The organism is Prosthecobacter sp. (assembly GCF_044227185.1).
In the GTDB taxonomy this organism is placed as follows: Bacteria; Verrucomicrobiota; Verrucomicrobiia; order Verrucomicrobiales; family Verrucomicrobiaceae; genus Prosthecobacter.
In genome coordinates this window covers 129631-156380 of record NZ_JBGAFO010000014.1, presented here as the reverse complement: position 1 = coordinate 156380, position 26750 = coordinate 129631, and the positions used below count along the sequence as shown (strand labels likewise).

21 protein-coding genes and 1 tRNA gene are annotated in these 26750 nt (G+C 61.8%); 9 read left to right on the top strand and 13 right to left on the bottom strand.

Annotated features, from left to right (window positions below):
• Positions 1-167: 167 nt before the first annotated feature.
• Both ACILSQ_RS27035 and ACILSQ_RS27030 read right to left on the bottom strand, forming a co-directional pair.
• Positions 168-1211, bottom strand: coding sequence for a zinc-binding dehydrogenase (locus ACILSQ_RS27035; protein WP_395746812.1), 1044 nt, complete (start codon positions 1209-1211; stop codon positions 168-170).
• A gap of 254 nt (positions 1212-1465) precedes the next feature.
• The gene (locus tag ACILSQ_RS27030; RefSeq protein WP_395746811.1) at positions 1466-2335 is read right to left on the bottom strand and encodes a hypothetical protein; all 870 of its coding nucleotides are present in this window, start codon (positions 2333-2335) and stop codon (positions 1466-1468) included.
• A 217-nt stretch (positions 2336-2552) separates the two neighbouring features.
• Here ACILSQ_RS27030 and ACILSQ_RS27025 point away from each other — a divergent pair, with 217 nt between their 5' ends.
• Both ACILSQ_RS27025 and ACILSQ_RS27020 read left to right on the top strand, forming a co-directional pair.
• Entirely contained in the window at positions 2553-3452 is a 900-nt protein-coding gene (locus ACILSQ_RS27025; RefSeq protein ID WP_395746810.1) for a sterol desaturase family protein, read from the top strand.
• 168 nt (positions 3453-3620) lie between these two features.
• Positions 3621-3695, top strand: a tRNA-Arg gene (locus ACILSQ_RS27020).
• A 105-nt stretch (positions 3696-3800) separates the two neighbouring features.
• Here the strand turns inward: ACILSQ_RS27020 and ACILSQ_RS27015 are convergent.
• Positions 3801-4850, bottom strand: coding sequence for a YhcG family protein (locus tag ACILSQ_RS27015; protein ID WP_395746809.1), 1050 nt, complete (start codon positions 4848-4850; stop codon positions 3801-3803).
• 723 nt (positions 4851-5573) lie between these two features.
• On the opposite strand from ACILSQ_RS27015, the gene ACILSQ_RS27010 reads away from it, so the two are divergent.
• Entirely contained in the window at positions 5574-6134 is a 561-nt protein-coding gene (locus ACILSQ_RS27010) for an SMI1/KNR4 family protein (RefSeq protein ID WP_395746808.1), read from the top strand.
• A 191-nt stretch (positions 6135-6325) separates the two neighbouring features.
• Here the strand turns inward: ACILSQ_RS27010 and ACILSQ_RS27005 are convergent, their stop codons facing one another.
• The 6 genes from ACILSQ_RS27005 to ACILSQ_RS26980 all read right to left on the bottom strand — a co-directional run bounded on the left by ACILSQ_RS27005 (position 6326) and on the right by ACILSQ_RS26980 (position 14111).
• Positions 6326-8317, bottom strand: a complete 1992-nt coding sequence (locus ACILSQ_RS27005; protein ID WP_395746807.1) for a DUF3987 domain-containing protein — start codon at positions 8315-8317, stop codon at positions 6326-6328.
• A gap of 25 nt (positions 8318-8342) precedes the next feature.
• A complete protein-coding gene (locus ACILSQ_RS27000) occupies positions 8343-8732 on the bottom strand; it encodes a helix-turn-helix domain-containing protein (protein WP_395746806.1) in 390 nt (129 codons plus the stop codon).
• Positions 8733-8925: 193 nt separating this feature from the next.
• Positions 8926-9345: a hypothetical protein gene (locus tag ACILSQ_RS26995; protein ID WP_395746805.1), complete on the bottom strand. Its 420-nt coding sequence runs from the start codon at positions 9343-9345 to the stop codon at positions 8926-8928.
• Positions 9346-9737: 392 nt separating this feature from the next.
• Positions 9738-10412 carry a transposase gene (locus ACILSQ_RS26990; protein ID WP_395746804.1) on the bottom strand — a complete coding sequence of 225 codons (675 nt, stop codon included), beginning with the start codon at positions 10410-10412 and terminating at the stop codon, positions 9738-9740.
• Between the two features lie 536 nt (positions 10413-10948).
• Complete coding sequence (glgB, locus tag ACILSQ_RS26985) at positions 10949-13120, bottom strand: 1,4-alpha-glucan branching protein GlgB (RefSeq protein WP_395746803.1); 2172 nt, start codon at positions 13118-13120, stop codon at positions 10949-10951.
• A 22-nt stretch (positions 13121-13142) separates the two neighbouring features.
• On the bottom strand, positions 13143-14111 hold the full coding sequence (locus tag ACILSQ_RS26980; RefSeq protein WP_395746802.1) for a glycosyltransferase: 969 nt from the start codon (positions 14109-14111) through the stop codon (positions 13143-13145).
• A 263-nt stretch (positions 14112-14374) separates the two neighbouring features.
• Between ACILSQ_RS26980 and ACILSQ_RS26975 the strand changes: the two genes are divergently transcribed.
• Positions 14375-14863 carry a hypothetical protein gene (locus tag ACILSQ_RS26975; protein ID WP_395746801.1) on the top strand — a complete coding sequence of 163 codons (489 nt, stop codon included), beginning with the start codon at positions 14375-14377 and terminating at the stop codon, positions 14861-14863.
• A gap of 307 nt (positions 14864-15170) precedes the next feature.
• Here the strand turns inward: ACILSQ_RS26975 and leuS are convergent, their stop codons facing one another.
• A complete protein-coding gene (gene leuS, locus ACILSQ_RS26970) occupies positions 15171-17822 on the bottom strand; it encodes a leucine--tRNA ligase (RefSeq protein WP_395746800.1) in 2652 nt (883 codons plus the stop codon).
• 230 nt (positions 17823-18052) lie between these two features.
• Entirely contained in the window at positions 18053-19054 is a 1002-nt protein-coding gene (locus ACILSQ_RS26965; protein ID WP_395746799.1) for a M20/M25/M40 family metallo-hydrolase, read from the bottom strand.
• A gap of 170 nt (positions 19055-19224) precedes the next feature.
• Here ACILSQ_RS26965 and ACILSQ_RS26960 point away from each other — a divergent pair, with 170 nt between their 5' ends.
• The 5 genes from ACILSQ_RS26960 (at position 19225) to ACILSQ_RS26940 (ending at position 24476) form a co-directional block, all read left to right on the top strand.
• Entirely contained in the window at positions 19225-20229 is a 1005-nt protein-coding gene (locus ACILSQ_RS26960) for a lysophospholipid acyltransferase family protein (RefSeq protein WP_395746798.1), read from the top strand.
• 86 nt (positions 20230-20315) lie between these two features.
• A complete protein-coding gene (locus tag ACILSQ_RS26955; protein WP_395746797.1) occupies positions 20316-21746 on the top strand; it encodes an aldehyde dehydrogenase family protein in 1431 nt (476 codons plus the stop codon).
• Between the two features lie 21 nt (positions 21747-21767).
• Positions 21768-22301, top strand: coding sequence for a hypothetical protein (locus ACILSQ_RS26950; protein ID WP_395746796.1), 534 nt, complete (start codon positions 21768-21770; stop codon positions 22299-22301).
• Positions 22301-23419 carry an iron-containing alcohol dehydrogenase gene (locus tag ACILSQ_RS26945; protein WP_395746795.1) on the top strand — a complete coding sequence of 373 codons (1119 nt, stop codon included), beginning with the start codon at positions 22301-22303 and terminating at the stop codon, positions 23417-23419. The genes ACILSQ_RS26950 and ACILSQ_RS26945 overlap by 1 nt, the downstream gene beginning before the upstream one ends.
• 79 nt (positions 23420-23498) lie before the next feature.
• Positions 23499-24476: a tRNA dihydrouridine synthase gene (locus ACILSQ_RS26940; RefSeq protein ID WP_395746794.1), complete on the top strand. Its 978-nt coding sequence runs from the start codon at positions 23499-23501 to the stop codon at positions 24474-24476.
• Between the two features lie 76 nt (positions 24477-24552).
• Here the strand turns inward: ACILSQ_RS26940 and ACILSQ_RS26935 are convergent, their stop codons facing one another.
• Both ACILSQ_RS26935 and ACILSQ_RS26930 read right to left on the bottom strand, forming a co-directional pair.
• Positions 24553-26112: a DUF6602 domain-containing protein gene (locus ACILSQ_RS26935; protein ID WP_395746793.1), complete on the bottom strand. Its 1560-nt coding sequence runs from the start codon at positions 26110-26112 to the stop codon at positions 24553-24555.
• Between the two features lie 149 nt (positions 26113-26261).
• Positions 26262-26720: a hypothetical protein gene (locus tag ACILSQ_RS26930; RefSeq protein WP_395746792.1), complete on the bottom strand. Its 459-nt coding sequence runs from the start codon at positions 26718-26720 to the stop codon at positions 26262-26264.
• Between the last annotated feature and the right edge of the window lie 30 nt (positions 26721-26750).

The following is a 26750-nucleotide window of genomic DNA, read 5'->3' as shown; positions in this document are numbered from 1 at the left end:
ATGCGATTGGGCGGCGGAGGGCTGCACTGCCGTTGCGAAGCTGAAGGAAGGCGCGGGGGGGACCTGTGTGCGGTGTGCTGCGGGCTCGGAGGGCCCGCGCTCCGGGGGGGCGCTGGGGCACATCGTGCTTGGGCGTTTCTCTTGGGAGCCTTTCCGCAGACGGCGGCTCAGGGATACTCCAGCAGGGCCTTGATGACTTTGCGCTCGGCCACGGCTTTGAAGGCGGCGGCGATGTCTCCCACGGGGAAGCGGTGGGTGATGAAGTCTGCGGAGGTGAGGCGGCCTTCGCGGATCCACTGGCAGAGGGCGGCCTGGGATTCCTTTTCATACCGGCGCGTGGGCCACTGGTGCACGAAGAGGTTGAAGTTGAAGTCGGCCTTCGCTTTGTCGATGTGCAGCACGCCGTGGGTGAGCACGCCGTAGATGCAGTGGGAGCCGCCGCGGCGCAGGAGGGGCAGGCCCTGCTGCACGATGTCCGGGTGGCCCACGGCATCGATCACGGCATCGAGCTTCTTGCCGCGGATCTTTGCCAGCTCACCGATGGCGAGATCGCCGGGGGCAAAGGCTTCGTCTGCGCCAAAGCTCAGCGCCTTGGCCTGCTTGTCAGCGTGACGATCCACGATGCCGATCCACCCGAGGCCGAAGAGGCGGCCGAGTTTCACAAAGCTCAGGCCCACGGGCCCGGCGCCGTAGATGAGCACATCGTCTCCGGGCTGCAGGTGGAAGTCGCGGAAGGCACCGAGGACCTCGCGCCAGGTGCAGAGCAGCACGGCTTCCTCCGGCGGAATGTCTGCATCCACGCGCGTTTGAATTTCGAAGACCTCCACCCAGCCGTGGGCTTCATCCGCCACACCCTCGGCCACCATGGCATCGTGGTCATTGGCCAGGGTGTATTCGCCAAAGCCGCCCCAGCCGGAGTCCACGCCCTCGCTTTGCAGATCAAAGACGAGGCCGCCCACCGCGCGGTCGCCCACTTTGAAGTTCCTCACTTTCTCGCCGACTTCGACGACGATGCCCACGCTCTCGTGCCCGAGGGCGAAGGGAAACTTGTCCTGCATGCCGGGAAAGCTGCCGCCCAGGAGTTCGGAGTCCGTGCGGTTGCAAAGGCAGGCGCACTCCGTGCGCACCAGCGCCTGGTAGGGCCCCGGGCGCGGCTGCGGGGTGTCGAGGATGGCGAGTTCTCCAGGGGCGATGGCGATGACGGACTTCATGGGGGGAGTGAGGGGCGCACCCGAACATGCGGCACGGAGAAGTGCAAGCGGGGAAGAGGTGAAAAGGCGTGCGAGCGCGGGCCTCCGAGCCCGCTGGCACCTGCAAGCCCCTCAAAGCTCCCGGCAGGCGACACAAATGAAACGCCGGGCGTGCACGCCGCAGTGGCGCACCTGCCTGCGCGGAGCCACCGGGTTCTGGCGAAGTGCTGCGGGCTCGGAGGGCCCGCGCTCCGACCGCGCCAGGCCCGCGCCGGTCAGTCCACCGCGATCAGGCTGCGAAGGGGGATCTCACGCCACTGGCCGTCATTGATGGACCATTCCAACGGGCCAAACACCCATTCGTTTGCGGCGATGGAGTCTCCCAGCTTCAGGCGCAGCTTGTCCGAGCCCGGCTGTGGGGTGACGACAACGTAGCGGTGGTGGTTGCTCCCCTCTTCCTGGAAGTCGCAGAGCTTTCCGTCCACCGTGAATTTCAGGCGTTCGCTGCCGCTGGCCTTCGCGCTGCGCAGCTTCACTGTGCGGACTTTTCCGCTGAGCAGGAGCACGCCTTCCAGGGTGACGGCGGTTTGCTTGGACGGCAGCGTGACGGGCTTGTTTTCCCACACGCTCTGTTTGCCGCCGAGCGTGAGCAGCAGGCCATTGGCCAGCTTGCCGGTGACTTTGCCATCGGCCACCTCGCTGGCCAGGGCCTTGCGCACGGCATCGATGGCATTGGCCTCCGCGAGGTTGCCGGCCTTGGTGGCGTCCCGCAGCGCGGGCTCCAGATCGCGGAAATACTGCCCTTTGGCCGCCGTGAGGGCATCGCGGTACATGTTTCGCGCGGTGATGAGCCCCTGCCGCTTGAAGTCCACGGTGACGGCCGCGCTTCCCGCCACCTGATTTTTCGCTTCGGTGATCTGATTGGCCTCCTCCAGCGCACCTGCCTGCACAGCGAGCTTCATGTTGCGGTCCAGCTCATCGGTGAAGCGCTTGGAGGCTGCGGCGATGCTCTGTTCATAGCGCTGCTGGGCGCGGACGGCGGCGGGCGAGGCAAAGGCGGCGGCGTCCGCGCCATAGCCCCTGCCGAGGAGCCATGCCAGGGATGAGAGGACGCAGAGCAGTGAGCGGACGGTGGAGGAATTCATGGCGAGGAAGACGTGGACTCAGGTGTTTGAGTAAGGGCCGAGACTAGCGCGGGCGGCGGGGGGCTGGCAATGCAAAAAACGCTGCGGAAGCGGGCTGCACCAGCCGCGCTCCCCTCCCCAAGCCTCCCCTGCCCCGGAGCGCAATCCGCGCGCAGCATCTCCCCAGATCCGCACTGGAAATCTGCCCGTTTCTTGCTTTGAAAAGGTGTCCATGTCCATGCTTCGCACTGTTTTTGAATACCTGCTCTGGCCCCTCATCCTCACTGCCGCGCTGATCCCCACCGGGATCGGCATCGCCAGCGGGCATGGGCCCATGGCTTTCAACATCACCTACTTCAGCCTGGCGGCGCTGCTGTTTGTGCTGGAGCGGAAGTTTCCGCATGAGAAGGAGTGGCTGCAGTCAGACGGGCAGGAGTTTCCCGACTTTGCGCACACCGCCTTCACCAAATCGTTTGTGCAGCTCCTCATCGTCTCCGCCACCATCGTGGGCCTGGCGGAGATGGTGGGAAATGACCACGGCGGCCCCTACTGGCCCACGCAGTGGCCCATGTTTTTCCAGGTGGTGCTGGGGCTGGTCATTGCGGAGTTCGGGCTGTACTGGGCGCACCGCATCGCGCATGAGTGGATGCCGCTGTGGTACTTTCACGCCGTGCATCACAGCAGCAAAAAGCTGTGGTTTTTCAACACCGGGCGCTTCCACATCGTGGACACGCTGAAGAGCGCCATCTTCTCCGCCCCGCTGCTGGCGGCCGCGGGCGCGCCGAAGGACATCCTGCTGTGGTTCGGGGCCATCACGGCCTACATCGGCTTCCTCACCCACTGCAACATCCAGATGCGCTTTGGCTGGCTGAACTACCTTTTCAACACCCCTGCCCTGCACCGCTGGCACCACTCCAAAGACCTGCGCGAGGGGAACAAGAACTACGGCGAAAACCTCATGCTCTGGGACCTCCTCTTTGGCACGTACTACGACGACAGCGCCCGCCGCCCGCCGGTGGAGGTGGGCATCAAGTCCGCCATGCCCAAGTCCTTCTGGGGCCAGGTGGTGGAGCCCTTCCGCTGGCACAAGTTTCAGGCCGCCGCCAAGGAAGGCACGCAGAAGCACGAGCTGCTGTGAGGCCGGGGGCGTGGGTGGAGTGGTGGAGTCTTGATGTCCTGGAGAGTGGAATGTGGCGCGGTGCGGCGCGCTGCGGCGTGGGCCTGGGTGTAAAAAGCAGAGGCTTTCGCGCCAAAACGACTTGCCGCCCTCCGGTGCCCATGCGAAACATCGGGCCCCCGAAACAACGCGCCCGTAGTTCAACGGATAGAATGGTGGTCTCCGAAGCCGCAGATTCAGGTTCGATTCCTGACGGGCGCACCAGGGGTGGAAAGAAAGCAGTCCCCGAGCCTTAGCTCGCTCCGGTGGTCAGGAGACATTCACCTCCGGCTGGCGTCACTCTCTCCCTCAATCGGCGGCAGGACAGCATCATTTCCGCTTCTCCAGTTTGAGACGGGTTTTCTCCAGTTCAGCGGCTAGAAGGTTTTCATTCGGCAGCGTCATCCGATACTCGCGGGCCAGCACCTGGTTGGGAAGATTGTGCAGGGCATACCTGGCCACAGACTCATCTTTCTCCGCACACAGGATCAGGCCGACGGGAGGATTTTCGCCTGCGTGCGTCCAGTGTTCGCGGGCGTAGTTGAGGTAGAGATGCATCTGGCCGGCATCGGCATGGGTGAACCTGCCTAGTTTCAAATCGATGACCACAAGGCAGCGGAGGCGCCGGTGGAAGAACAGCAGGTCCACGCGAAACCACTCGCTGCCGAGACGCAGCCGTTTCTGCCGGCCGATGAAGGCAAAGTCCCCTCCCAGCTCCATCAAAAACGACTCCAGGTGGCGGATGAGAGCGTCTTCCAGATCTGACTCAGAATATTCGTCCCGCAGATTGAGAAACTCGAGCACGAAGGGGTCGCGAATCTCTTCGTCCGGCAGGACGACATCCTCAGGCTTTGCTTTGCCACCTTGCGTGAGCATGGAAGCTTTGTTTTTTGAGAGAAGCGCCCGCTCGTAAAACTTGGAGCTGATCTGGCGGTCGAGCTGCTTGATCGTCCAGCCCCCGCGCAAGGCTTCGGCATGGTAAAAAGCGAAGGCCTGGTCCGATTTGAGCCGGATGAGCCTGGTGTAATGGGACCATGAAAGCGGCAGGTTCGAGGCCAGGATCTCGACCCACGCCAGGACGGCAGGCTCTGATTTCCGCAACGTCACTGCGGAAATCCCGCCACATGAAACCGACGGCGCGTTTTTTTGTGCAAGCGATTCGGAAATCCGCAACGGCATTGCGGAAATCTCCGGCAGAGGAAAGCGGAGATAGAACAGGCGGAAGCGTTCCAGATTGTCCACACTGAACCCGCGGCCATGCTTCGCGGTGAGATCGGCGGAGAGCCGCTCCAGCAAGGCGTCTCCGTAGGCCGCCCGGACTCTGCCCCCCTGCTCAAACTCCACCAACTGCCTCCCTGCGTCCCAATAGGTGGCAGTCATGACCGCATTGGCTGCACGAGCGGCAAAGCGGCGCGCAGTCGTGATCAAAAAATCAATGCCTCCAAGCAGATGCTCGTATCCAGCCGCGAACGAGGCCGCCTGGGCTTTGTCTGCTTTGGATTTGCCTTTTGCTTTGGTCAGACGGGGCTTTTCGTTTAGCTCTTCTGGCAGCTTCGGCAACTGATCACCTCACCTCCCTGGCCGGTTCTGATATCATTCGATGACGAAGATAAAACCGGGATCCGCGGGGCCGTGCATGGACTCCACCAGCAGCGCGTCGGCCTCGGCTTTCCAGGCACCGAATCCGCAGGCGTGTGGCTGGGGGCGTCCGCCGTGAAGCCCGCCGAAGCCACCACAAGCACCACCCCTGCCGCGAGAGCTGCGATCCGGAGGCCTGTGGTTGCGCTGACTTTCCCTGCCATGCGACTGAGGATAAAAACAGCCGCGGTGAATGGCAAGATCCATTCTGTGAAGCGGGCACGGCGGGAGCCTCTGCGGAGAGCGCCTCATGAAGGAACCACGGACACCGGTTTCGGTGGTTTTGGTGGTGCATTCTGGAGGAACGAATTTTTCCTTTCAGCGGCGGTGGTGGGCTGCCACCGAATGACAAGCCACGCGGACTACGATGGAAGAAAGTGTGATGATCTGCTGGCAAGGCCTGCTGCATGCAGAGCATTCCTTTTGCGTTCTTACGCACGATAATGCTACACTCCCTGTTCATTAATGCGTCCCCTGGCCTCCCAATTCCAAACGCTCATCGCCGCGTATCGCGCCCGCGGTTTGAACAATGGGGATGGGATGCTGCCGCCGGTGGATCAAAGAGTGATCTCAGAAGCAGAAGTGCTTCTGGGGTTCAGTCTTCCTGGGCCGCTTCTGTCCATCTATGAGCTGTATGGTGGTCAAAAGTACATAGATCCCGGCACCACGGGCATCCTGGGCAGGCACAGGTTGCTGACTCCTCGCGAGGTCGCCAGCTCCTGGCAGATGTATGAAGACGCGCAGCGCTTTCCTGGCGCTGAAATTCCGCCGCATGGTTCGGTGCCTGGAGAAAATGAATGGACGTGGTGGCACCCTGCGCTGGTTCCCTTTGCCAACTGGGATGCCTACCATCTCGTGATATGTCGTCACACCCGCAGGATTTGGGAATACGAGCCCTACATTGGACTCTCGCACATCCATTACCGCGACATGGATGCTCTGCTGGAGGCAGCCATGGAGGCCGCCAGCAGCATGGACGTTCCAGCCATTGATTTTATTGGACTGGAGCAGCAGTCAGCTTCCTAGAAGGGCTCGTTTTAAGCTCTCCACGGCATCGCTTTTACCTCTCAATCACGCATGTGGGATTAGACGGAGATCAGGATGATTTTCTCCTCGCGGAGCCGCCCTCTCCTGCCCCCCAAAAAAACTGCTCTCTCAAATCACACCGTCAAAACCACCAAAACCTCCCCCTTTTTCCCGGCGGCATTGTTGCGTCTTCATGCTGCTTTCTGCAGAGTGACTTTCGCGAGCGAATTCAAATGGTAGATCGTGGTAGGTCGGCCGCCTTTGCTGCTGGCTGGCTGGGGCGTGGCAATGAGCCAGCGATGCTCAGCCAGAAGATCGCAGGCGCTTTCCACGTCCTCCAGGCGCAGAAGGCCGCTCCAGCCTTTCTGGCGGATGTCCCGCGCCTTGAACTCCTCCGGTAATCCGGCCGTGCCCTCGCAGAGTTTTTTCAGGAGGGTGTGGACGGCGTCTGTCTCCGCGACGTTGCCGGCGCTGAAGACGCGGTGGGCGTGGGATTCCAGGCAGGTGGCGAAGGCGATGGCGCGCTGCAGGGCGGAGTGGGAGACGTGGCCGCCGAGCTCCTCTGCGGCGTGGGTCAGCACGGCCAGGGCGGGCACCAGCTTGCGGTATTTGCCCAGGTGCGCCTCAAAGGGGGCGGGCAGGCCGCCGCGGCGCAGGCGGTGCTCCAGCCCGCTGCGCCAGTGGGTGAAGAGCTCCTGCGCCTCCGCATCAAAACGGAAGGTGGGGATGCCATCGCGCCCCATCTTCACGCCGCGGCTGGTGAGGTCCGCGGGCTTGAGATTTTCAAAGGCCAGGAAGGTGCTGGAGGCCTGCCACTCGGCGTCCTGGTCCAGCGGGCGGTCGATGTTTTCCCAGCGCGGATCCACGTCCGGCCAGACCATGAGGGAGAAGCGCTGCAGGAAGCCGTCTGCGCCCGCGGTGTGGCCATTGGCGGCGCGCACATGCGCGGCGATGACGCCGGGCTGGATGCTGCCCAGCACGCTGAGCGCGCAGGACTCCACCCGCCGCCGCCCGCGGCCGATGCGGTCAAAGGTGAAGCCCTCCTTGCCGCTCCAGGCCTGCAGCAGAAAGGCGCGCAGGGACTGGTTGCCATCCTTTTCCAGCAGGGCCAGCAGCCCGGCCAGCTCATCCTGATAGAAGAGCGTGCCGGTGGGGTTTTCCATGAGCACCTCCCCCAGGGCCTCGATGCTGGCGTCATTCACGATGAAGCGGCGGCAGGGGCAGGCGCTGAGCTCGGGCTCGATGAGGGTGGCGTAGTCAAAGGGCTCGCCATTCTGCGCGGCCTTGCGCGCGGTGGACTGCAGGGCGCTGCGCTTGATCTTCGCGGCGATTTCGGCGGCCTTTCGCTCATGCTCCATCTCGCCGAAGTTTTTGAAGGCCTCGTCTTCAAGCTGGTGCAGCGGGCGCATGGCGGCCTGCATGGCGGGAGACTTCATCATGGCGGGATTGCCGATGAGCATGGCCCACAGGTGGGGGAACTCGGTGAAGGAGTCGTCCAGCGCCTTGGGCTGGATGCAGAAACGCCGCCCCGCCACGCTGCTGAGCGCGGCCATGGCCGCCACGGCGGGAAACTCCGCCGGGCACTGCATGCGCTCCGCGATGTCCGCAATCCACGGGCGGAAGGGCTCCGGCAGCCAGGCGGTGTCAAAGGGCAGCACGGGTGGCAGCGCTGCGCGCAGCGGCAGGGGGCGCGGTGCATCCCCGCCCGTGACGCAGGCGATGTGCTCCATCTGCCGCAGGCTCTCCCGCAGCACCGCGGCCATCTCCAGCGGCCCGGCGTCCGCCTGCTGCGCCATCTCCACCGCCTGCGCCAGGAGGCGGCGCGCATGCGCATGGGCGATCTGCTGGGCGTGCCACTCGGCCATTTCCCGGTTTAAAATACCATGCTGTGTCATGATGATGCACGCGCGGGTGTCGCCATCCGGCACGGTGCCGCTGCGGCGCAGGGCCACGGACATGCTGGCCAGGGAGATGACCTCCTGCCGGGCGTGCATTTCCAGCATCACCTGCCACATGGCGCGGCGGTCCGCGTCCACAAAGGCCTCCGGAGTCTGGATGATGCGGCTGATGGCCGGCAGCCAGTCGTTGTGGTCATCGAGAATCACGGCGAGGACCTGCTCCTCGCTGTCCGGTGCGGAAAGCTGCGTGCCGGTGAATTGAGAGGGGTAATGCAGTGGAAACATGGCGTGTGGCTGGGCGTGGGGTTCTTCACGCAGGCTCGCTTCCCCTCAGGCGGCGGAGGGCGGGCTTCGGCTGCTGCTTCTTCTTCGTGGTGGCGGTGGTGGTGGCGGAGATGGCTGGCGTAGCGCCACCCGGGCTCCCCTGCCCTGGCTCCTGGGGCTGAGGATGAGCCTGAGGATGAGCCTGAGCCTGTGCCTCAGCGCCGCCCACGTGGAAGCGCTGCCGCAGCGTGGCCTCCACCTCCGCCAGGTCATAGCGCACGGACTTGCCGATGCGGTAGTGCCCCAGCACGCCGCCGCGGGTGAGTGCATCGATGGTGCGCACGCAAAGGCCGCAATGCGCGGCCACCTGCTGGCGCGTGATCTTCCCGGCCGGAAGGCTGGAAGCGGACGCTGGAGTCGGTGATGAATGATTCATGCCGACCCTTTTCATTGGGCCGGGTTTTCAGGAGTCAAAGCGAAAGTTGCATGAAATGCAGCCTGCGGGAATGGGGTGCGCTGAAAACCACACTCGGAGCATGGTGGGGTATTTTGTGGTATGGAGTGGAGCGAGCGGAGGGTCCGCCTCCGATCTGCCCCCTTTCTGCTTCTTCCTCACCCCCGCCCCCGGTTCAAGGAGCCTGCCTGGCGTCCACGTAGGTCCACTGGGTGGGGTGCTTGTACTCGGTCTGTTCGAAATCCTTGATCGTGGAAACGAGCGTGCTGGCGTCCGCGGAGAAGGCCAGGTTTTTGTCGTGGCCCAGGCCGCTGGGCATCAGGACGCGGATCCGCACCCAGCGCTCCTTGTCATTGCTCTGCTGCACGGTGTAGGTCATGCCCTTCTCCGCGCTCGTGTCCACCATCGTCAGTTTGCCTGTGGAGAAGTAGTAATGAGTGTCTCCAAACGCGGCGGAGCGGGCCACCCAGTGCCCCAGCAGGGACTTCTGCGGGCTGGAGGTGTCTCGCGCGGCGGTCGTCTGACCCGTCAGAGTCAAGGTGCCGGCGCAGCAGATGAGGAGGGCGATGAGGCTGCGGTGAAGAAGTCGGCTCATGGGCAGGGCAGTGATGATGAGGTGGAAACGGAAGAAACAAAGAAGGACCGGTGCGAACGTGACACAGAGCCGCATGATGAAGCAATGAAATTCGCCAGCAGGCGCAGCCATCGAACGATTCCGTGGAGCGCGGGCCCTCCGAGCCCGCAGCAGGTGGCAAACACGAACGCAATCTTATCTCCGTCAAGAGGGGCAAACAGGATCGGGCGCTGCGGCTGCGGAGTCTGAGGAAGGAGCGGAGTTTGCTGTGTTTGCGGAGTGCTGCGGGCTCGGAGGCCCGCGCTCCGGGGCGCTGGAGCTGCGGAGTCTGAGGGAAGCGCGGAGTTTGCTGTGTTTGCGGAGTGCTGCGGGCTCGGAGGCCCGCGCTCCGGGGCGTTGCGGCGGCGCGGGTGTCAGGGGTCAGCGCGCACATAGGTCCAGGGCCACTGTCGCCAGTCGGCCGCCAACCCGGCTTTCACGGGATTGTTGCGGATGTAGCGGATGGTTCGCTCCTGATGATCCGCGTCGCGCATGTAGGTGTCCCAGTAGTCGGCCTGCCAGAAGGGGCCGGAACGCCCGAGGTGTTTGTTGGCTTGCGTAGCGGTGTATTGTTTCCAGCTTCCGATGATGTCGGCCATCGGAACCGCCTGCACATCAAACACCACATGCACATGGTTTGGCATGATGGTGAAGGCGATCAGCCCATAGCGAATGGCGTCAAACTTTCGCAGGGAGGCTGCTGTCATCCTGGCCAGGGTTTCATCCCGCAGGTGGCACGCCCCGTGTCCCAGATCGAGCCAGGCTTCGAGCTGGATGCGCCGTTCACGATCGTCCTCGATCTCCAGCAGCTTGGACCATTCCACCCGGAGATCCTCCGGAAAACTGTCCGCGAGCCGGAAGGTGACAAACTGCGTCAGCCCCGGCTCATCGCGATGAGGAATGTAACCGCGCTCATTCCACCCACGAAAGCCATCCATCTGCTCTTCCGGTGTCGGATTCAGCGAGGTGGACCGCTGCCGCCTCACCACATTTCGAACCTCAGGATGATGCGGAGGACCTTGCGGGCGGCGGCGGCGGCTTTCGCTCATTCAACAATCAAACGACGACCCGGCTGCTATGCAAGCAGAACCGGAGCGCGGGCCCTCCGAGCCCGCAGCAGGTGGCAAACACGAGCGCAATGTTATCTCCGTCAAGAGGGGGCAAACAGGATCGGGCGCTGGAGCTGCGGAGTCTGAGGGGAGCGCGGAGTTTGCTGTGTTTGCGGAGTGCTGCGGGCTCGGAGGCCCGCGCTCCGGGGTGCTGGAGCTGCGGAGTCTGAGGGGAGAGCGGAGTTTGCTGTGTTTGCGGGGTGCTGCGGGCTCGGAGGCCCGCGCTCCGGGGTGCTGGAGCTGCGGAGTCTGGGGGGAGCGCGGAGTTTGCTGTGTTTGCGGAGTGCTGCGGGCTCGGAGGCCCGCGCTCCGGGGCGCTGGAGCTGCGATGCGGACCTGATTTCCATGAAGAGTGCGCCGCCGTTTCCGGCAGCGCCGTTCGTTTCCAAACCGGGGGATCAGGGTGATCTGATCCCCCTCTTCGTCAGGCTTTGCCTTGTCTCGCCTTGGCCCGCCTCGCCTCGCCTCGCTTTGCCTTACCTTCCCAGCACCAGGGTGGCCAGCGGTGGGAGATCCACCACGATGCTCCAGGGCTGGCCGTGCCAGGGGGTGGGCTGGGCCTGGAAGCCTGCACCGGCGCTCACACCGGAGCCGGCATAGGCGGGGGAGTCGGTGTTCAGCAGTTCGCGGTAGCTGCCGCCTTCCGAGACGCCCACGCGGTAGCCGGGGCGGGTCACGGGGGTGGCGTTCACGAGCACGGTCACCTTGTCGCCGTCCGAGGCGGAGCGGGTGTAGGCAAAGATGCTGTTGTCGGCGTCGTTGGCATCCAGCCAGTGGAAGCCGCCGGGCTGATGGTCCTTGGCATACAGCGCGGGGCGGGTGGTGTAGAGGTGGTTCAGGTCCTTCACGAGCTTTTGCAGGCCGCTGTGCTCCTCCCCCAGAAAGAGGTGCCAGTCCAGGCTGCTGTCATGCCGCCACTCATTCCACTGGCCAAATTCACCGCCCATGAAGAGCAGCTTCTTGCCGGGGTGCGTCCACATCCAGGAGAAGAACATGCGCAGGTTTGCAAACTTCTGCCAGCGGTCTCCGGGCATCTTGTTGATGAGGGAGCCCTTGCCATGCACCACTTCATCGTGGCTGAGCACGAGGATGAAGTTTTCATCAAAGGCGTAGATCATGGAGAAGGTGGCCTCGCCATGGTGGTACTTCCGGTGCACGGGGTCCTCGGACATGTAGTGCAGCGTGTCATTCATCCAGCCCATGTTCCATTTGAAGCCGAAGCCCAGGCCGCCGGTGCTCACGGGTTTGGACACACCGGGCCAGGCGGTGCTTTCCTCGGCGATGATGGTGGTGCCGGGGTGCTTGGCGTAGCAGACGGTGTTCAGCTCGCGCAGGAAGGAGATGGCCTCCAGGTTTTCGCGCCCGCCGAGATGGTTGGGAATCCACTCACCCGCATTGCGTGAGTAGTCGAGATAGAGCATGGAGGCCACGGCATCCACGCGCAGGCCGTCGATGTGGAATTCCTCCAGCCAGTAGAGCGCATTGGAGATGAGGAAGTTTTTCACCTCATGGCGGCCGTAGTTGAAGATCAGCGTGCCCCAGTCCTGATGCTCGCCCAGGCGCGGGTCTTCATGCTCATAGAGGGCGGTGCCGTCAAACTTCGCCAGGCCATGGGAGTCTTTGGGGAAGTGGCCGGGCACCCAGTCGAGAATGACACCGAGGCCCGCCTGGTGGCAGCGGTCCACGAATTCGCGGAACTCATCCGGATTGCCAAAGCGGCTGGTGGGCGCGTAGTAGCCCGTGACCTGGTAGCCCCAGGAGCCGTCAAAGGGATGCTCGGCGATGCCCATGATCTCGATATGCGTGAAGCCGAGGCCTTTGACATAGGGGATGAGGTCATCCGCCAGCTCCTTGTAGGAGAGCCAGCGGTTCCCCTGCCCCTCCTTGCGCTTCCAGGAGCCGAAGTGCACTTCGTAAACGCTCATGGGCGTGTGGTACAGGTCGTGCTTCGGCCGCGCGTGCATCCACTCGCCGTCAGACCACTGGTAGCGGTCCATGTCAAAGACCAGGCTGGAGGTCTGCGTGCCATGCTGGGCAAAGACGGCGTAGGGATCGCTCTTCAGCGTGAGGTGGCCGTGCTTGTCCACGATCTCAAACTTGTAGTGCGTGTGCTCGGTGACGCCGGGGATGAAGATCTCCCAGATGCCGGCCTCGATGCGGTTGCGCATGACGTTCACGCGGCCGTCCCAGCGGTTCCAGTCTCCCACCACGGAGACGCGCTGCGCATTCGGAGCCCAGACTGCGAACTGGCAGCCGGCCACGCCGTGGTGGGTTTTCAGCCGCGCGCCCAGCACCTCCCACAGGCGCTGGTGAGTGCCTTCGCGGAAGTAGTACATGTCCTGGTCTCCCAGGAGGATGCCAAAGGAGTACGGGTCGCTGCGGCGGGTGGTTTCGCCTTCGTAGGGAGTGACCTCCAGCTCGTAGAGGCCCCTGGGAGTGACGGCTTCAAAGAACCCGTCCTTGTGCACCTTCTCCGCCACGATGCGCTGGTCCCCCATGATCACGGCCACCTCCCTCGCGTGCGGCTGCACCGTGCGCACCACCTGCCTGCCGTCCCCCGCTTCATGAGCCCCCAGGAAAGCGAAGACATTCGGGTGGCGCGCGCCGAGCACGGCGTCGATTTCATCTTTGTGGGAATTGGGGCTCATTGAGAGCCATTCATGGAGCGTTTCAGCCAGAAAGCAACGGCTCTAGCATCTCGCGAATGATTCGCGGCCATGCCAGGCGCACCATCATCTGCCGCTGCGCCTGCCGGACCTGTACACCAGGGTGCGCCCTGATCTTCCGCGCCAGGTTTTTTGGCGAGGCGGTGAGCTTGAAAAACGTGGCCCCCACCGCCACCTCCCGGTGCGCGGGAATGTGCGAGCAGAAGACCGGCACGCCATGCAGCGCGGCCTCGATGAGCGGGAGGCCGTAGCCTTCCTGCGTGCTGGGAAAGAACAGCAGGTCCGCCATGTGGTAGAGGCTGCGCACGTCATTGTCCGTCAGCGCGCCCTTCTCGCCGAGGAAACGCACGCGCCTGCTCACGCCGAGCTCTTTGGCCAGGCGCTTCAACTCACGGAAATACTTCGCCCCGTCCTTCTGATGCGGATCTGGGGCGGCAGTGACGAGATAAAGCGCCTCCGGCAGTTCCGCGAGCAGGCGCAGGCCAAACTCAATGTTCTTCCGCCGCACAAAGCGCGTGGGCTGCAGCAGCACCAGCCCCGCCTGCTCCAGCTGCAGCTCCTGCACGCGCTCGGTGAGGCCCAGCACCGCGCTGGAGTCGCAGCCGTTCGGAATCACGTGCACGGGCTCCTGCGTGGCCTTCATGTAGTCCAGCCGCCGGTGCTCCGAGACCGCCACATGGATGGCCTGCGGCACCTGCGCGGACCAGCGAACATCATGCACCCAGTTGATCCAGCGGATGTCCGGCCGCGAGCGGGTGAGCGCGACGAGCTTCTTCGTCCACGCGAGATCGAAGGGCATGGTGAAGACATTGTGCACGATCACGGCGTCCCAGGCGGCCAGGTGCCACTCATGCCGGGTGAGGATTTCCACCTCATGCCCCAGGGAGCGCAGCGCGGCGGCCTGCTCCCCAATGACACGCTCCACGCCGCCGATCACGGGCGGCTTGGAGTAGTGAAGGATGGCGATGAGCATGACACATCACATGAGCGCGAACCTCCCGCGCGCGCAAATGCCTGAATGCTTAGGAACCGCCCAGCCACGGCGTAAAGCCAGGGAGCGCCCCCCGCCGCGTCACGCACGGGGCCCGCCGCGCCACAGGCGCCGCCCGGCCGCCTCCACGCAGGGAGAGGCCGCACCTGCCGGGTGGATTTGACTAATGCGCTTCGAGACGCGGCATGAAAAGATTCTGGGGCAGGCTTGACAGAAATGAGGTTTTTGCCATATGCCATTGCACGATGAAAATGCTTCTGCCTTTTGCCGGAATGCTCGTGACACTGCTCGTTCTGGCCCCCTCCCCGCTGCAGGCCAAGGATGAAATCCGGCTCTCCTACCCGTCCAAAGTGGAGGGCTCGAAGGCGAAGGAGCGCGAGAAGCTTTTCACCCCCTGGATGAGCAGCGAGGAGCTGCAGGTCAAGACCGAGGAAAAGCGCTCCAAGGGCGAGCAGCTCATCTACTTTGAGTACAACAACGCCACCGGGCAGTCTCGCGCCATTTACCTGAGCAACTTCAAGCTCGAAGGCCCCTACTCCCGCTGGTCCTTCACCAGCGAGCCGGTGATGGAGGCAAAGCTCAACAGCGAGATGAAGGCCGGCCTGCAGCCCGCCTTTGTGGTGCGCACCATCAGCGGCGCCTTCACCATGCTCTTTGTCTCCCCGCAGGACATGGCCGCCGTGCGCCAGGAGCTCGCCAAACTGGGCATCGGCGAGCCGAGGCTGAAGAAGTGAGCGTGAAGCAGCGGCTGGCGCCTGAATTCTCGATCTTTGCGTAATGGGGCTGTTTTCCGCAGCCATCCCGTGGCATCAGGCACGGCAGCTCAAGGTAACTTTGTTCCGCCCCTCACCCGGCCTCTCCCCGTATGAGCCTGCCAGCAACGGTGTCCTCGACGGGGAGAGGAGATTCGCGTCGTCGCACTTTGAAGTTCAATCGGAGTCACAACGCATCCCCCCTCTACCCGTCGAGGACATGATAGCTTTACCGTTACCCACGGGGAAAGGCCGGGTGAGGGGCCGATATGTTGTTTCGCAGGCCGGGTCACACCACGATGTTCACCAGCTTGCCGGGAACGACGATGATCTTCTTCGGCGGCTTGCCTTCCATGAACTCCTGCACACGCGCACTGGCCAGGGCGATCTTTTCGATCTCCTCCTTCGTGGCCTGAACAGGCACGCGGGCTTTGTCGCGCAGCTTGCCATTGACCTGGAAGACGATTTCCACCTCGTCCTCGATGAGGGCGGCGGGATCGTATTTCGGCCAGGTGGCATCGCTGAGCAGTCCGTCCACGGCCAGCGCGGGGAACTTGCTGGCGATTCGTGCGTTCAGCTCCTCCGCGATGTGCGGCGCAAAGGGGCTCAGCACTTTCAGGAAGGTCACGATGGCGGCGGCGGGCTTCACCTCCGCGCCGGTGAAGGCATTGGTGCAGACCATCATGGCGCTGATGGCGGTGTTGAAGCTGAGCTTCTCGATGTCCTCGCCGCACTTCTTGATCGTCTCATGCAGCGCCTTGGTGAGCTGCTTGCTGGCGGGCACGTCCTGCAGCGCGGCGGAGATGCTCCACACGCCCTCGTCATCCACTTCCATGACCAGACGCCATACACGGGCCAGGAAGCGATACACGCCCTCCACGCCCTTCATGCTCCAGGGTTTCACCTGCTCCAGCGGGCCCATGAACATCTCATACAGGCGCAGTGAATCCGCACCGTAGTCACGCACGACGTCATCGGGATTCACCACGTTGCCGCGGGACTTGGACATCTTCTGGCCGTCTTCGCCCAGGATGAGGCCCTGGTTCACCAGACGCTGGAAGGGCTCTGGCGTGCTCACATAGCCCAGATCAAACAGCACCTTGTGCCAGAAACGAGCATACAGGAGATGGAGCACCGCGTGCTCGGTGCCGCCGACGTAGAGATCCACGCCACCGGGCTTGCCACCACCCATCCAGTACTTCTCAGCGGCTTCGCCCACGAAGCGTTCGCTGTTCTTCGCATCGCAGTAGCGCAGGTAGTACCAGCAGGAGCCGGCCCACTGCGGCATGGTGTTCAGCTCACGCTTGGCGGTGGCGGAGTACTGCACCCAGTCGGTGGCCTTGGAGAGAGGCGGCTCGGGCGTGCCCGTGGGCCTGAAGTCCTCCAGATCCGGTGGCATCAGTGGCAGCTCGCTTTCGGGAATGCTGCGGTGGTTGCCGTCTTCCCACACGATCGGGAAGGGCTCGCCCCAGTAACGCTGACGGCTGAAGAGCCAGTCGCGCAGCTTGAAGTTGATGGTGCCTTTGCCCAGGCCCTTTTCCTCCAGCCATGCGGCGATTTTCTTCTTGGCTTCGGGAGTGGTCAGACCGTCCAGGAAGCCGCTGTTCACTGCGGTAGCAACCTCTGTATGAGCGGCACCAAACAGTCCAGCATTCTGTAGATAAACCTGTCTAAACTGAGTAACATCATGCTCAGGAGCGGGAACATCACCCTTGTTGGCAAGCAGCCATTCGTCTGAAGGCATCAGAACAGCGCGAATCGGCAGTTCAAACTTTTGCGCGAATTCAAAGTCACGCTCATCATGCGCAGGCACGGCCATGATGGCTCCGGTGCCGTAGCCCATGAGCACGTAGTCGGCGATCCAGATGGGGATCTGCTCACCGTTGACGGGATTGATGGCATACGCGCCGGTGAAGACGCCGCTCTTTTCCTTGGCCAGTTCCGTGCGCTCCAGATCGCTCTTGCGGGCGGCCTTCTCGCGGTATTTCTCCACCTCGGTGCCCTGCTCTTCGGAGACCAGCGAGTCCACGAGGCGATGCTCCGGCGCCAGCACCATGTAGGTGGCACCAAACAGTGTGTCCGGGCGTGTGGTGAAAACGGTGATCGTCTCCTCACTGCCGGCCACTTTGAATTTCACCTCGGCACCTTCGCTGCGGCCGATCCAGTTGCGCTGCAGCAGCTTGATGCTTTCCGGCCAGTCCAGGCCGTCGAGTTCATCGATGAGGCGCTGGGCATAGGCTGTGATGCGCAGCATCCACTGGCGCATGGGACGGCGCTCCACGGGGAAGCCGCCGACCTCGCTCTTGCCATCCACCACTTCTTCATTGGCCAGCACGGTGCCCAGCTCAGGGCACCAGTTCACCGGCGCGGAGGACACATAGGCAAGACGCTTCGCATCGATCTCCTCACGGCTCAGGCCCTTGCCTTCCAGTTCGGAAATCGGATGCGCTTTGCCGTCCTCACCCACATACGAATTGTACAGCTTCAGGAAGATCCACTGCGTCCATTTGAAGTAGCCGGGGTCGGTGGTGTTCACCTCGCGGTCCCAGTCATAGGCAAAGCCCAGGCTCTTGAGCTGTTTGGTGAAGTTCGCCACGTTCTTCTCCGTGGTCACGCGCGGATGCGTGCCGGTCTTGATGGCATACTGCTCCGCAGGCAGGCCAAAGGCATCCCAGCCCATGGGGTGCAGCACATTGAAGCCGGACATCTTCTTGAAGCGGCCGATGATGTCCGTGGCGGTGTAGCCTTCCGGGTGGCCCACATGCAGCCCCGCGCCGCTGGGATAGGGGAACATGTCGAGCACGAAGTACTTCGGCTTCGAGGCATCGAAGTCGGCATCGCCAGGGTTCGGCGTGCGGAAGGCCTTTTTAGCCTCCCACACATCCTGCCACTGCGGTTCAAATTCGGAAAATGGAAAGGCTTTGCGCTGCTCGCTGGACATAAGGGGGCGCGAAAGAAGGCGAGGGAGGCAGGGAGGTCAAGGTAGCAGTGGAGCGCGGGCCTCCGAGCCCGCAGCATTTTGCTGACACAGAGAATGACCTCCTCCACCCGACGAGCTGTGCTCAGGAATAGGCCGACGAAACAGAAGCGCGCGTTGGCAAAACACGGAACTCAGGGGGCTTCATGGAGTGCTGCGGGCTCGGAGGCCCGCGCTCCGTCTCTCATCCCCCCTTACTTGAACAGCTTCGTCCCCGCCTTCAGGTGTTCTTCATGCTCCTGCAGGCGCAGTTCCACGCGTTCGCGGATGGTGCGTTCGCCGATGCCGTCATGCTTCGTCGCCACCAGCGCCTTCAGCAAATCGATCATCGATTTCAGGTCGTCCATCATCACATACTCCGGCGCAATCTGCCGCGCGTCGTTCAGATTGTGGTAATTTCCCAGCGGGATGGAGATGCCCACGCTGCGCACGCCGGAGGCCTGGGTGGCGGTGGCTTCGCAGGCACCGGCATCCAGCAGGCAGCGCTGCACGCGAATGCCCTGCTCCTTGGCGGTCGTCATCAGCACGGCCATGGCCTCATTGTCAAAGATGGAGACGCGGTCTCCCACACGCAGGATGGGGCCGCCGCCCATCACGGCGCCGTTCACCGGACGGCTCGTTTCGAGGGAGAGGAAGACACTGTCCGCACCGAAGGGCCAGTTTTGCGCCACGTGCCAGGCCCCCAGCCAGCCCACCTCCTCCGCACGGGTGAAGGCGGCATGCACCGTGGTCTGGATGTTCAGACGGGCGAGCTCAAGGAAGGTCATCACGATGGCGGCGCAGCCGATGAGGTCGTCGCAGGCGGTGGCTTCGATGCGGGTGTTGGTGATGTTCACCGGAAAGTTCCAGGTGGCGATCTGCCCCTTCACCTTGCGCAGGCCGCGCTTCACGCCGGCATCCACCTCGTTCCTGCCCACACCGCCGAGGAAATCCCACTCGTCCTTCTTGGTGCTGCCGGGCGGCTTGATGAAGGCGGGGTGGTCCATGTGCGCGCCAAACACCCAGGTGGGCTTGCTCTTGGACTTGCCGTTTTTGTACGTGGCCAGCAGGTTGCCAAATTTGTCGCGCTTCAGCTTCACATTCGGGCAGTCCTTGAGCAGGGCCTCGATCTCCGCGCGCACATGGTATTCATGAAACGGGGCCGTCGGCTGTTTGAGGAGTCGCTTGAGAATGCTGCTGAGGTTGGGGGATGGCATGCATCATCGTAACGCATTTTGTGCAAACACCAAACGCCACGTGAAGCCGCCCTGATATTTCTTCGCGGCCGCCTCGCTCCGGGATCCGGCGCGCGTCACGCCGGGCGCTATTCCCGGTTGAACGCGGCCATGGGCCGTCGTAACACGGACCGCACCCCTTTGAATGATTTGTGAAGAAGATTCGATACTATTTTGAGATCCAGTTGCTCGATCTGGCCGTGTGGCTGCTCCCGCGGGTGCCGCGCCACGTCCTCATGGTGCTCTCCCGCGTGCTCGGCACCCTGGCCTTCTGGCTGGACCAGCGCGGCCGCGCCACGGCGCTGGACAATCTTCGCTGCGCCTTTGGCGATCAATACACGCCGGCGGAGCGGAGGCGCATCGCACGGCACTCCTATCAGGTCTTTGCCCGCACCTTCGTGGATTTGTTCTGGTCCCCCCAGCTCACCGCGGACAACTGGCGGCAGCATTTCGACATCATCACAGACGCCGCATCTGAAGAGCGGGCACGGCAAAACGGCGCGGTATGGGTGACGCCGCACTACGGCAATTTTGAGCTCGTCAGCCAGGTGTGGGGCTTTCGCGGATTCCCCTTCACCGTGGTGGCGCAGGATTTCAAAAACCCGGCCATCACCCACCTTTTCAAAAGGCTGCGCGAGCAGTCAGGCCACACCTTCATCTCCCAGGACAATGCCATGATCAAGCTGATGAAGGCGCTCAAACGCAAAGGCCACGCCGGGCTTCTCACGGACCTGAGCATCCCCCCCGGCCGCGCGGCCGCCGCCATCCAGTGCTACGGCCTGTGGACGTCCGTGCCCACCCTGCATGTGGAGCTGGCCAAGCGGCTGGGCCTTTCCATCATCACCGGCGTGTGCCGCCCCCTGCCGGACGGCCGCTACGAGGCGCATCTGTTTGAGGGCATCGAGCCCGGCCCGGACGCCGACACGCGCGAAATGACGCAGCGCATCTGGGACATCTTTGAGCGGGAGATCCGCAAGCACCCCGAGTGCTGGCTCTGGATGTACAAGCAGTGGCGCTACCGCCCGGTGGGCGAGCACGGCGTGCCGCACCCGGACTACCCCTTCTATTCCAATTTCTCCGAAGGTCTGGCACGCATGGTCCCGCCTGAACTGCTCAGCCAGGGTGTCGCGCCTGCCGCCTCATCCGCACACGCCTGAAAGACTTGACCATGGATGCCAGTTTTTTCATTGCCCCGCGTGCAGGACGCTCGTAATCCTCACGCTCCCTCAAAAAACAACCGCCAATGTCCATTCCCCATCTCCCTGCCCTCCGCAAAGGCCGCCCCTATGAGTCGCTCGACAAGGTTCAGGTCAAAGACCACAAAACCGGCGAGGTCTGCGCCGAGATCAGCCAGGTGAATGCCGGCATCGTGCGCAAGGACCTGGCAAAGATCGGCGAGGCGCGCGCGGCGCTGAAGAAGTTCACGGTGGAGCAGCTCATCGAGATCACGGCCAAGGCCGGCGACCTCTTCCTCAATGGCACCCTGCCGCTGGGGGACAAAGGCCACACGCAGACGCCGCAGGAGTACATCGCCACCCTTTCCCGCACCAGCGGCCTGCCGCACATCATGGTGAAGCGCAACATGGCCAAGCTGCACTACGCGCTGACCAACATGAAGGTCATCCTCAACGGCCTCACCCGCGGGCTGGACCTCAGCGTCATTGACCGCGGCTTTGGCACGCAGTCCGGCTGCCCGGTGTCCTACTTCCCCACCACCAAGTCCCTCGGCCTGGTGATGCCGAGCAACTCCCCGGCGGTGAACTCTCTCTGGCTGCCCGCCATCGCGCTGAAGATCCCCGTGGTCATCAAGCCCGGCCGCGAGGAGCCGTGGACGCCGTATCGTCTCATCCAGGCCTTCATCGCCGCCGGCGCTCCGCCGGAAGCCTTTGGCTTCTACCCCACCGACCACGAAGGCAGCGGCGAGGTGGTGAAGCTCTGCGGCCGCAATCTCGTCTTTGGCGACGTGAACATGGCGAAGATGTACGAGGGCAATCCCGCCGTGCAGGTGCATGGCCCCGGCTGGAGCAAAATCATCATCGGCGAAGACAAGATCGAAAACTGGAAGGACTACCTCGATGTGATGGTGGCCTCCATCAGCGACAACGGCGGACGCTCCTGCATCAATGCCTCCGCGGTCATCGTGCCGAAGTATGGCAAGGAGATTGCCACCGCCATCGCCGAGCGCCTGGGCCCGGTGAAGCCCACCACGGCGGACGATGAAAACGCCCGCCTCTCCGGTTTTGCCAATGTGAAGATGGCCGACTACATCGACAGCGCCATCGACAGCGACCTGCAAACTCCTGGCGCGGAAGACGTGACCGCGCAGTTCCGCGACGGCCCGCGCAAGGTGGAATTTCAGGGCGGCACCTTCCTGCGCCCCACCATCATCTGGTGCTCGGACAACAAGCACCCCCTCGCCAACCGCGAATTCCTCTGCCCTTACGCCAGCGTGCTGGAGATGCCGCAGAGCGAAGTGCTCGGCCGCATCGGCTACTCCCTCATCGTCACCGCCATCACCCAGGACCCCGCCTTCATCAGCGACCTCCTCGAGTGCGGCGACATCGACCGCCTGAACATCGGGCCGATCAGCACGATGAAGATCAGCTGGGACCAGCCGCATGAGGGGAACATGTTTGAGTTCCTGTACAAGCGGCGCTCGATCGACTGCGCGTGATTCAGAACTCCCGCGCACGCCATGGGCTACTTGGTCAAAGCATCCTTCAATGCGGAACCCCGGGCGTATGCGCTGGAGGGCATTCGCACGGATGTGGACACCGGGATACTGCCAGCCATGGCGATGGCGAGACATGAAAAACAGGATTTCTGGTATCCCGTCAGCGAGTTGCTCGGCGAGTCCCCGACTCCTTCATTTCGCTATCTGTGCGGACATTGTAAAAGCTGGCTTGCAGCCCGCAAGATCGATGTTGGTCTCCAGACCAAATGCGGTCAATGCGGGCAGATGTTTGACGTCCCTGATGTCGAAGCCCGTCAGCGGGACGTTTCGTCTCATGATGCTCCCAAGCAGGTCAAGGCACTCATGATCGCCGGTGCCCTTGTTGCTTCTGTCGGAATTATCTCGACGGTGGCGAGCTATTTTTCAGCCGTGCAGGCTGGCACCCGAGGCTACTCCATCTTTACAGGCCTGATTATCCTGGGACTTGGAACATTCCATCAGGGATGGAGCCGGTCCTCACAGATTCGTCGCAAGCCCCCCTTAGACAGAAAATAATGTCCCTCGCCCCCTTCGACTACCAGCCGCGCACGCGGCTCATTTATGGCAACGGCACGCTCGCACGCGTGGGCGAGCTGGCGCGTGATCTCGGCGGCAAACGCGCCCTGGTGGTGAGCGATCCGGGCATTGTGAAGGCCGGTTACGTGACCCGCGCAGTGTCCTTCCTCGTCGAGGCCGGGCTGCAGGCCCGTGTGTTTGGCGAGGTGCGGGAAAACCCCAGCACGGAAGACGTGGACGCCTGCGTGGCGGTGGCGCGGGAGTTTCAGGCAGACCTCCTCATCGGCCTCGGCGGCGGCAGCAGCATGGACACCGCGAAGGGCTGCAACTTCATCCTCACCAACGGCGGCCGCATGCACGACTACTGGGGCGTGGGCAAAGCCGGCAAGCCCATGCTGCCGCTCATCGCCATCCCCACCACCGCCGGCACCGGCAGCGAATGCCAGAGCTTTGCGCTCATCTCCGATGCCGAGACGCATGTGAAGATGGCCTGCGGCGATCCCAAGGCCGCCGCGAAGGTGGCCATTCTGGATGCGGAGCTCACCGTTTCCCAGCCGCAGCGCGTGACCGTGTGCACCGGCATCGATGCCCTCACGCACACGCTGGAAACCGCGGTAACCAACAAGCGCAATGCGTTTTCCTCCCTCTACTCCCGCGAAGGCTTCCGCCTCTGCCACAGCGGTTTCAGCCGGGTGCTGCGCGATCCGAAGGACACCGAGGCCCGCGGCATGATGCAGCTCGGCGCCGCTTATGCGGGCATCGCCATCGAGAACAGCATGCTCGGCGCCGCCCACTCCTGCGCCAATCCCCTCACCGCCAAATTCCACGTCGTGCATGGCGAAGCGGTGGGCGTGATGATGCCGCACGTGATCCGCTTCAACTCGCAGGACCCCGAGATCGCCGCGATCTACAAAAGTTATTTCGACGGCGACCTGGCCGACCGCGTGAGCGAACTCCTGTGGGAGGCCAAAATGCCCCGCAACATCGCCGACTACGGAGTGAAGGAAGAACACCTGCAGGACCTCGCCGAAATGGCCGCCAAACAGTGGACCGCGCAGTTCAACCCGCGCGTGCCCAGCGTGGCGGAGTTTGTGGAGTTGTATCGGGCGGCGCTGTAAAGTACTTGCGGGCTTCAGCCCGCTCTGGAAAACGCGTTCGCCCTGACCAGAGCGAGCTAAAGCTCGCGAGTACTTTCGAATGACTCCCCCCGAACACCTCGACCAGCTCCTCTCCCGCCCCGAGCCCCTGCTCGCCCTGGCGCCGATGCAGGACGTCACGGATCTGGAGTTCTGGCGGCTGATGGCGCGCTACGGCGGCGCGGATGTGTACTACACGGAGTACTTCCGCGTGCATCCAGACTCGCATCTGGACAAGCCCATCCTCGCCTCGCTGATTCACAATCCCACGGGCAAACCGGCCATCGCGCAGATGATCGGGAACGACATTCCCTCGCTGGTGCGCAGCGCCAAAGAACTGCAAAACTACCACATCGCGGCCGTCGATCTCAATCTCGGCTGCCCCGCGCCGATCGTGTACAAAAAGTGCGCCGGCGGCGGCCTGCTGCGCGATGTGCCGCGCATCGAGGGGATTCTCGGAGCCCTGCGCGAGGCCGTTTCCATCAAGTTCACTGTGAAGACCAGGCTCGGCTTTGATGACACGGAGACCATCGATGCGCTGGTGCCGCTGTTTGTGAAGCATGGTGTGGACCTCGTCACCATCCACGGCCGCACGGTGCTGCAGATGTATCGCGACGGCGTGCGCTACGATCTCATCGGCCAGGCCACCGCCGGCCTCCCCTGCCCTGTTCTGGCCAATGGAAACATCAACTCCCACATCGACGCCGCCGAGGTGATGCAGCAGACCGGCGTGCGCGGCCTCATGCTCGGGCGCGGTGCCATCCGCAATCCGTGGATGTTTGACCAGATCCGCCAGCACGTGCGCGGCCAGCCCGTCTTACAGCCCACCCCCGCGGACCGCCTGCGCTACGTGGAGGAGCTGTACGAATGCGTGACCACCGCCAACACCCGCGAGCTGGACATGGTGAACCGCATCAAAAAGCACCTCAACTTCTTCGCCTGGGGGCTGGCCGATGCCGAGATCTTCCTCAATCAAATGCGCCGCTGCACCACGCGCGCGGGGATCATGGAGGTATGTGCGAGGGCGTTTGCAGCCTGAATCTCGATATTTTAGACCGCACGTCACTCATGTTTTTCAATGCACACATAAACCTTAAAAATAACACTTGACTTCCTTATTCATGATTGCGCTCAAGGGCTAGCGATTCTATCGCCTCATCGACTTCATGAGGACTTTTGGTTATTGGAATATCCACATTCAAGTCCTCACCAGTAGAGGAATCGAAAACGGCATGGCGCCTCTCATATTTAGATCCTCCTTCCACAGGAGTCCATTCCTCAACCACGATCAGTCTCTTTATTGCCTTGTAATGGCCATGTCGAAACCACCGAAGATGGTCTGACTTAACTCTCCAATCCATTGTGGAAACATCCACCCCACTACGATAAACATATTCGCCTGGTGCATACTTATCTCCATCAAATATTTTCTTTAGTGAGCAAAGATAAAGTCGATTATGCGCCCATCTGGAGGTATTACCCCAGTGAAAAACGCCAGAAATTGGTCGTACGCTCCCAAAGTTATCAAATCGTGGAGACCATGTAGCCGGCACTCCAGGCTTTAACGTTGCGTCATCTAGCAGTCTTATAAAACGCTTGATCGTATTAGTAGGCTTGTTCTGCAGCAGTTTTGCACGCGCTCGAATTTGAGTGAGAAGCCAAGCGATGCCTAGGCCCGCATAAATGCCATCGTGCATAGCAACCTCATCATTTGTTTTGTAGTTGGTAGGCGCAAATGGCCTAGGCCAAGAGGTGGCACCTGAGTATAAATATCCAGAGTCTAGGGACAATACAAATTGAGCAACAAAATCCTTATTATTTTCTTCTTTCGCAAGTGCGCTCCACGTTTCTGACAGTTCTTTAAGCGGTGATGCCTGTCCTGCAGCGATGTAACAAAGAGGCCATGCCTGCTGTTTTGAGTGAGCAAATTCATCAGTGAATTTAAACATGGCTGATATTTGCCTTAATTTACTCCAATCCTCCGCTAGCTTCTTACTGGTCAAATTCGAGGTGATCATTATTGCCGCAATCACTTGATCGCATAAAACATTGGCCTTCCCTCCTTCGGAACCTGTTGGAATCATTATTTGAGCATCTGCGGGAACAATTAATAAATCGATCTGAACATCGGCCCCACAACCATCATAATCCAGCATTCGTCCACCTTGAAGAATCCGAAAATCCGAACCTAGTTCTCGCTGAAGGAACTGCTGCCAGACGCGCTCGACCTCCGCTCCATAGTCTGAATTATTAATAAGCATTCTCGCAGATAGCAATTGCTCCAAAAGCAAAAGACGCAAATTGTGAAAATGGTTCCTAACAGCAATTGCGGTTTTAAGTTTTAATCGCTTCTCGATGGGTTTGATCGTGAAAGATTCCTCAATTCTCTCATAAATACTTCCAACTGAAATCTGAAGAGGAATCCATTTCTGCTCTGAAATATCATCAATCGTCTTTTCTATTTCACGTGCTTTCTCAGTGAGATGATGCGTGGAACGAATTTTGTGAAATCCCTCAGATAATAGAACCCAGGTCTCCATCGCCAAATCACCAAGCATCTTTGCGGCCCCTACCAGCAAATCACAATATTTATGCTGCAAAATTTTAGATTGTTCCTTTAAGACGTGATGAAGCGCCTGTTCAAGGAGTGCTTGTGTCTCTGGATTGGAGGCCATTCGTTAAACGCAATTTATCGACTTTTTTGGTTATCTCGCCATCCTGTTTTCGGCTCTGGATTATATTATTGATCACTTTTTTCCGCTGCCAATGCTGGATTAAGAGCTTTTTAAACCTGAAATGCGCTGCTGTACCACCCGCGCGGGCATCATGGAGGTGTGTGCTCGTTTTTTCTGAGTCCGCCCCAGTAGTCTCCTCTCGACGCTCGGCTGATCATCTGAGGCTCGGCCAAAGTGTCTGACACATCGTAGAGCACAATGACCGATTGGGTGTCGCCGTATCGCAAATCGTAGTGGTGACCGGCCTTCGCCACGAAGCCGAGCGGCTCATAGTCATACGCATTTCTACCTGCAACGAGGTGGAGCTTAATGGGGCCCGGTGGGACTCTGAACCACTCAGCCAAGCGCCAGAATGACGTGGGCTGTTCGTTGAGCTGGAAGATGCCGATCCCAGAATCAAAGAACGCTGCCGCAGGCTGTACCGTCACAAGCGCGTGAGGCTGGGCGCGAGGGACGTCCCGAAACTGATTGCGAAAAGCACAACTGCTGCCCGTCATGACCAGCCACGCCACACCCAGGAAGGCGGCAAGGCTTTGAATTCCTCTCATGGGAGAAAAATAGTTCCGCGGTCCGTAGTT

What these genes read in the sequence shown, in the direction of transcription:
- ACILSQ_RS26975 (WP_395746801.1), top strand. Translation starts at nt 14,375, where the DNA reads ATGAAAATGCTTCTGCCTTTTGCCGGAATGCTCGTGACACTGCTCGTT.
- leuS (WP_395746800.1), bottom strand. Translation starts at nt 17,822, where the DNA reads ATGTCCAGCGAGCAGCGCAAAGCCTTTCCATTTTCCGAATTTGAACCG.
- ACILSQ_RS26950 (WP_395746796.1), top strand. Translation starts at nt 21,768, where the DNA reads ATGGGCTACTTGGTCAAAGCATCCTTCAATGCGGAACCCCGGGCGTAT.
- ACILSQ_RS27025 (WP_395746810.1), top strand. Translation starts at nt 2,553, where the DNA reads ATGCTTCGCACTGTTTTTGAATACCTGCTCTGGCCCCTCATCCTCACT.
- ACILSQ_RS27035 (WP_395746812.1), bottom strand. Translation starts at nt 1,211, where the DNA reads ATGAAGTCCGTCATCGCCATCGCCCCTGGAGAACTCGCCATCCTCGAC.
- ACILSQ_RS27000 (WP_395746806.1), bottom strand. Translation starts at nt 8,732, where the DNA reads ATGAATCATTCATCACCGACTCCAGCGTCCGCTTCCAGCCTTCCGGCC.
- ACILSQ_RS27005 (WP_395746807.1), bottom strand. Translation starts at nt 8,317, where the DNA reads ATGTTTCCACTGCATTACCCCTCTCAATTCACCGGCACGCAGCTTTCC.
- ACILSQ_RS26940 (WP_395746794.1), top strand. Translation starts at nt 23,499, where the DNA reads ATGACTCCCCCCGAACACCTCGACCAGCTCCTCTCCCGCCCCGAGCCC.
- ACILSQ_RS26995 (WP_395746805.1), bottom strand. Translation starts at nt 9,345, where the DNA reads ATGAGCCGACTTCTTCACCGCAGCCTCATCGCCCTCCTCATCTGCTGC.
- ACILSQ_RS26980 (WP_395746802.1), bottom strand. Translation starts at nt 14,111, where the DNA reads ATGCTCATCGCCATCCTTCACTACTCCAAGCCGCCCGTGATCGGCGGC.
- ACILSQ_RS26930 (WP_395746792.1), bottom strand. Translation starts at nt 26,720, where the DNA reads ATGAGAGGAATTCAAAGCCTTGCCGCCTTCCTGGGTGTGGCGTGGCTG.
- ACILSQ_RS26935 (WP_395746793.1), bottom strand. Translation starts at nt 26,112, where the DNA reads ATGGCCTCCAATCCAGAGACACAAGCACTCCTTGAACAGGCGCTTCAT.
- ACILSQ_RS26945 (WP_395746795.1), top strand. Translation starts at nt 22,301, where the DNA reads ATGTCCCTCGCCCCCTTCGACTACCAGCCGCGCACGCGGCTCATTTAT.
- ACILSQ_RS26965 (WP_395746799.1), bottom strand. Translation starts at nt 19,054, where the DNA reads ATGCCATCCCCCAACCTCAGCAGCATTCTCAAGCGACTCCTCAAACAG.
- ACILSQ_RS27010 (WP_395746808.1), top strand. Translation starts at nt 5,574, where the DNA reads ATGCGTCCCCTGGCCTCCCAATTCCAAACGCTCATCGCCGCGTATCGC.
- ACILSQ_RS26990 (WP_395746804.1), bottom strand. Translation starts at nt 10,412, where the DNA reads ATGAGCGAAAGCCGCCGCCGCCGCCCGCAAGGTCCTCCGCATCATCCT.
- ACILSQ_RS27030 (WP_395746811.1), bottom strand. Translation starts at nt 2,335, where the DNA reads ATGAATTCCTCCACCGTCCGCTCACTGCTCTGCGTCCTCTCATCCCTG.
- glgB (WP_395746803.1), bottom strand. Translation starts at nt 13,120, where the DNA reads ATGAGCCCCAATTCCCACAAAGATGAAATCGACGCCGTGCTCGGCGCG.
- ACILSQ_RS26955 (WP_395746797.1), top strand. Translation starts at nt 20,316, where the DNA reads ATGTCCATTCCCCATCTCCCTGCCCTCCGCAAAGGCCGCCCCTATGAG.
- ACILSQ_RS27015 (WP_395746809.1), bottom strand. Translation starts at nt 4,850, where the DNA reads ATGACTGCCACCTATTGGGACGCAGGGAGGCAGTTGGTGGAGTTTGAG.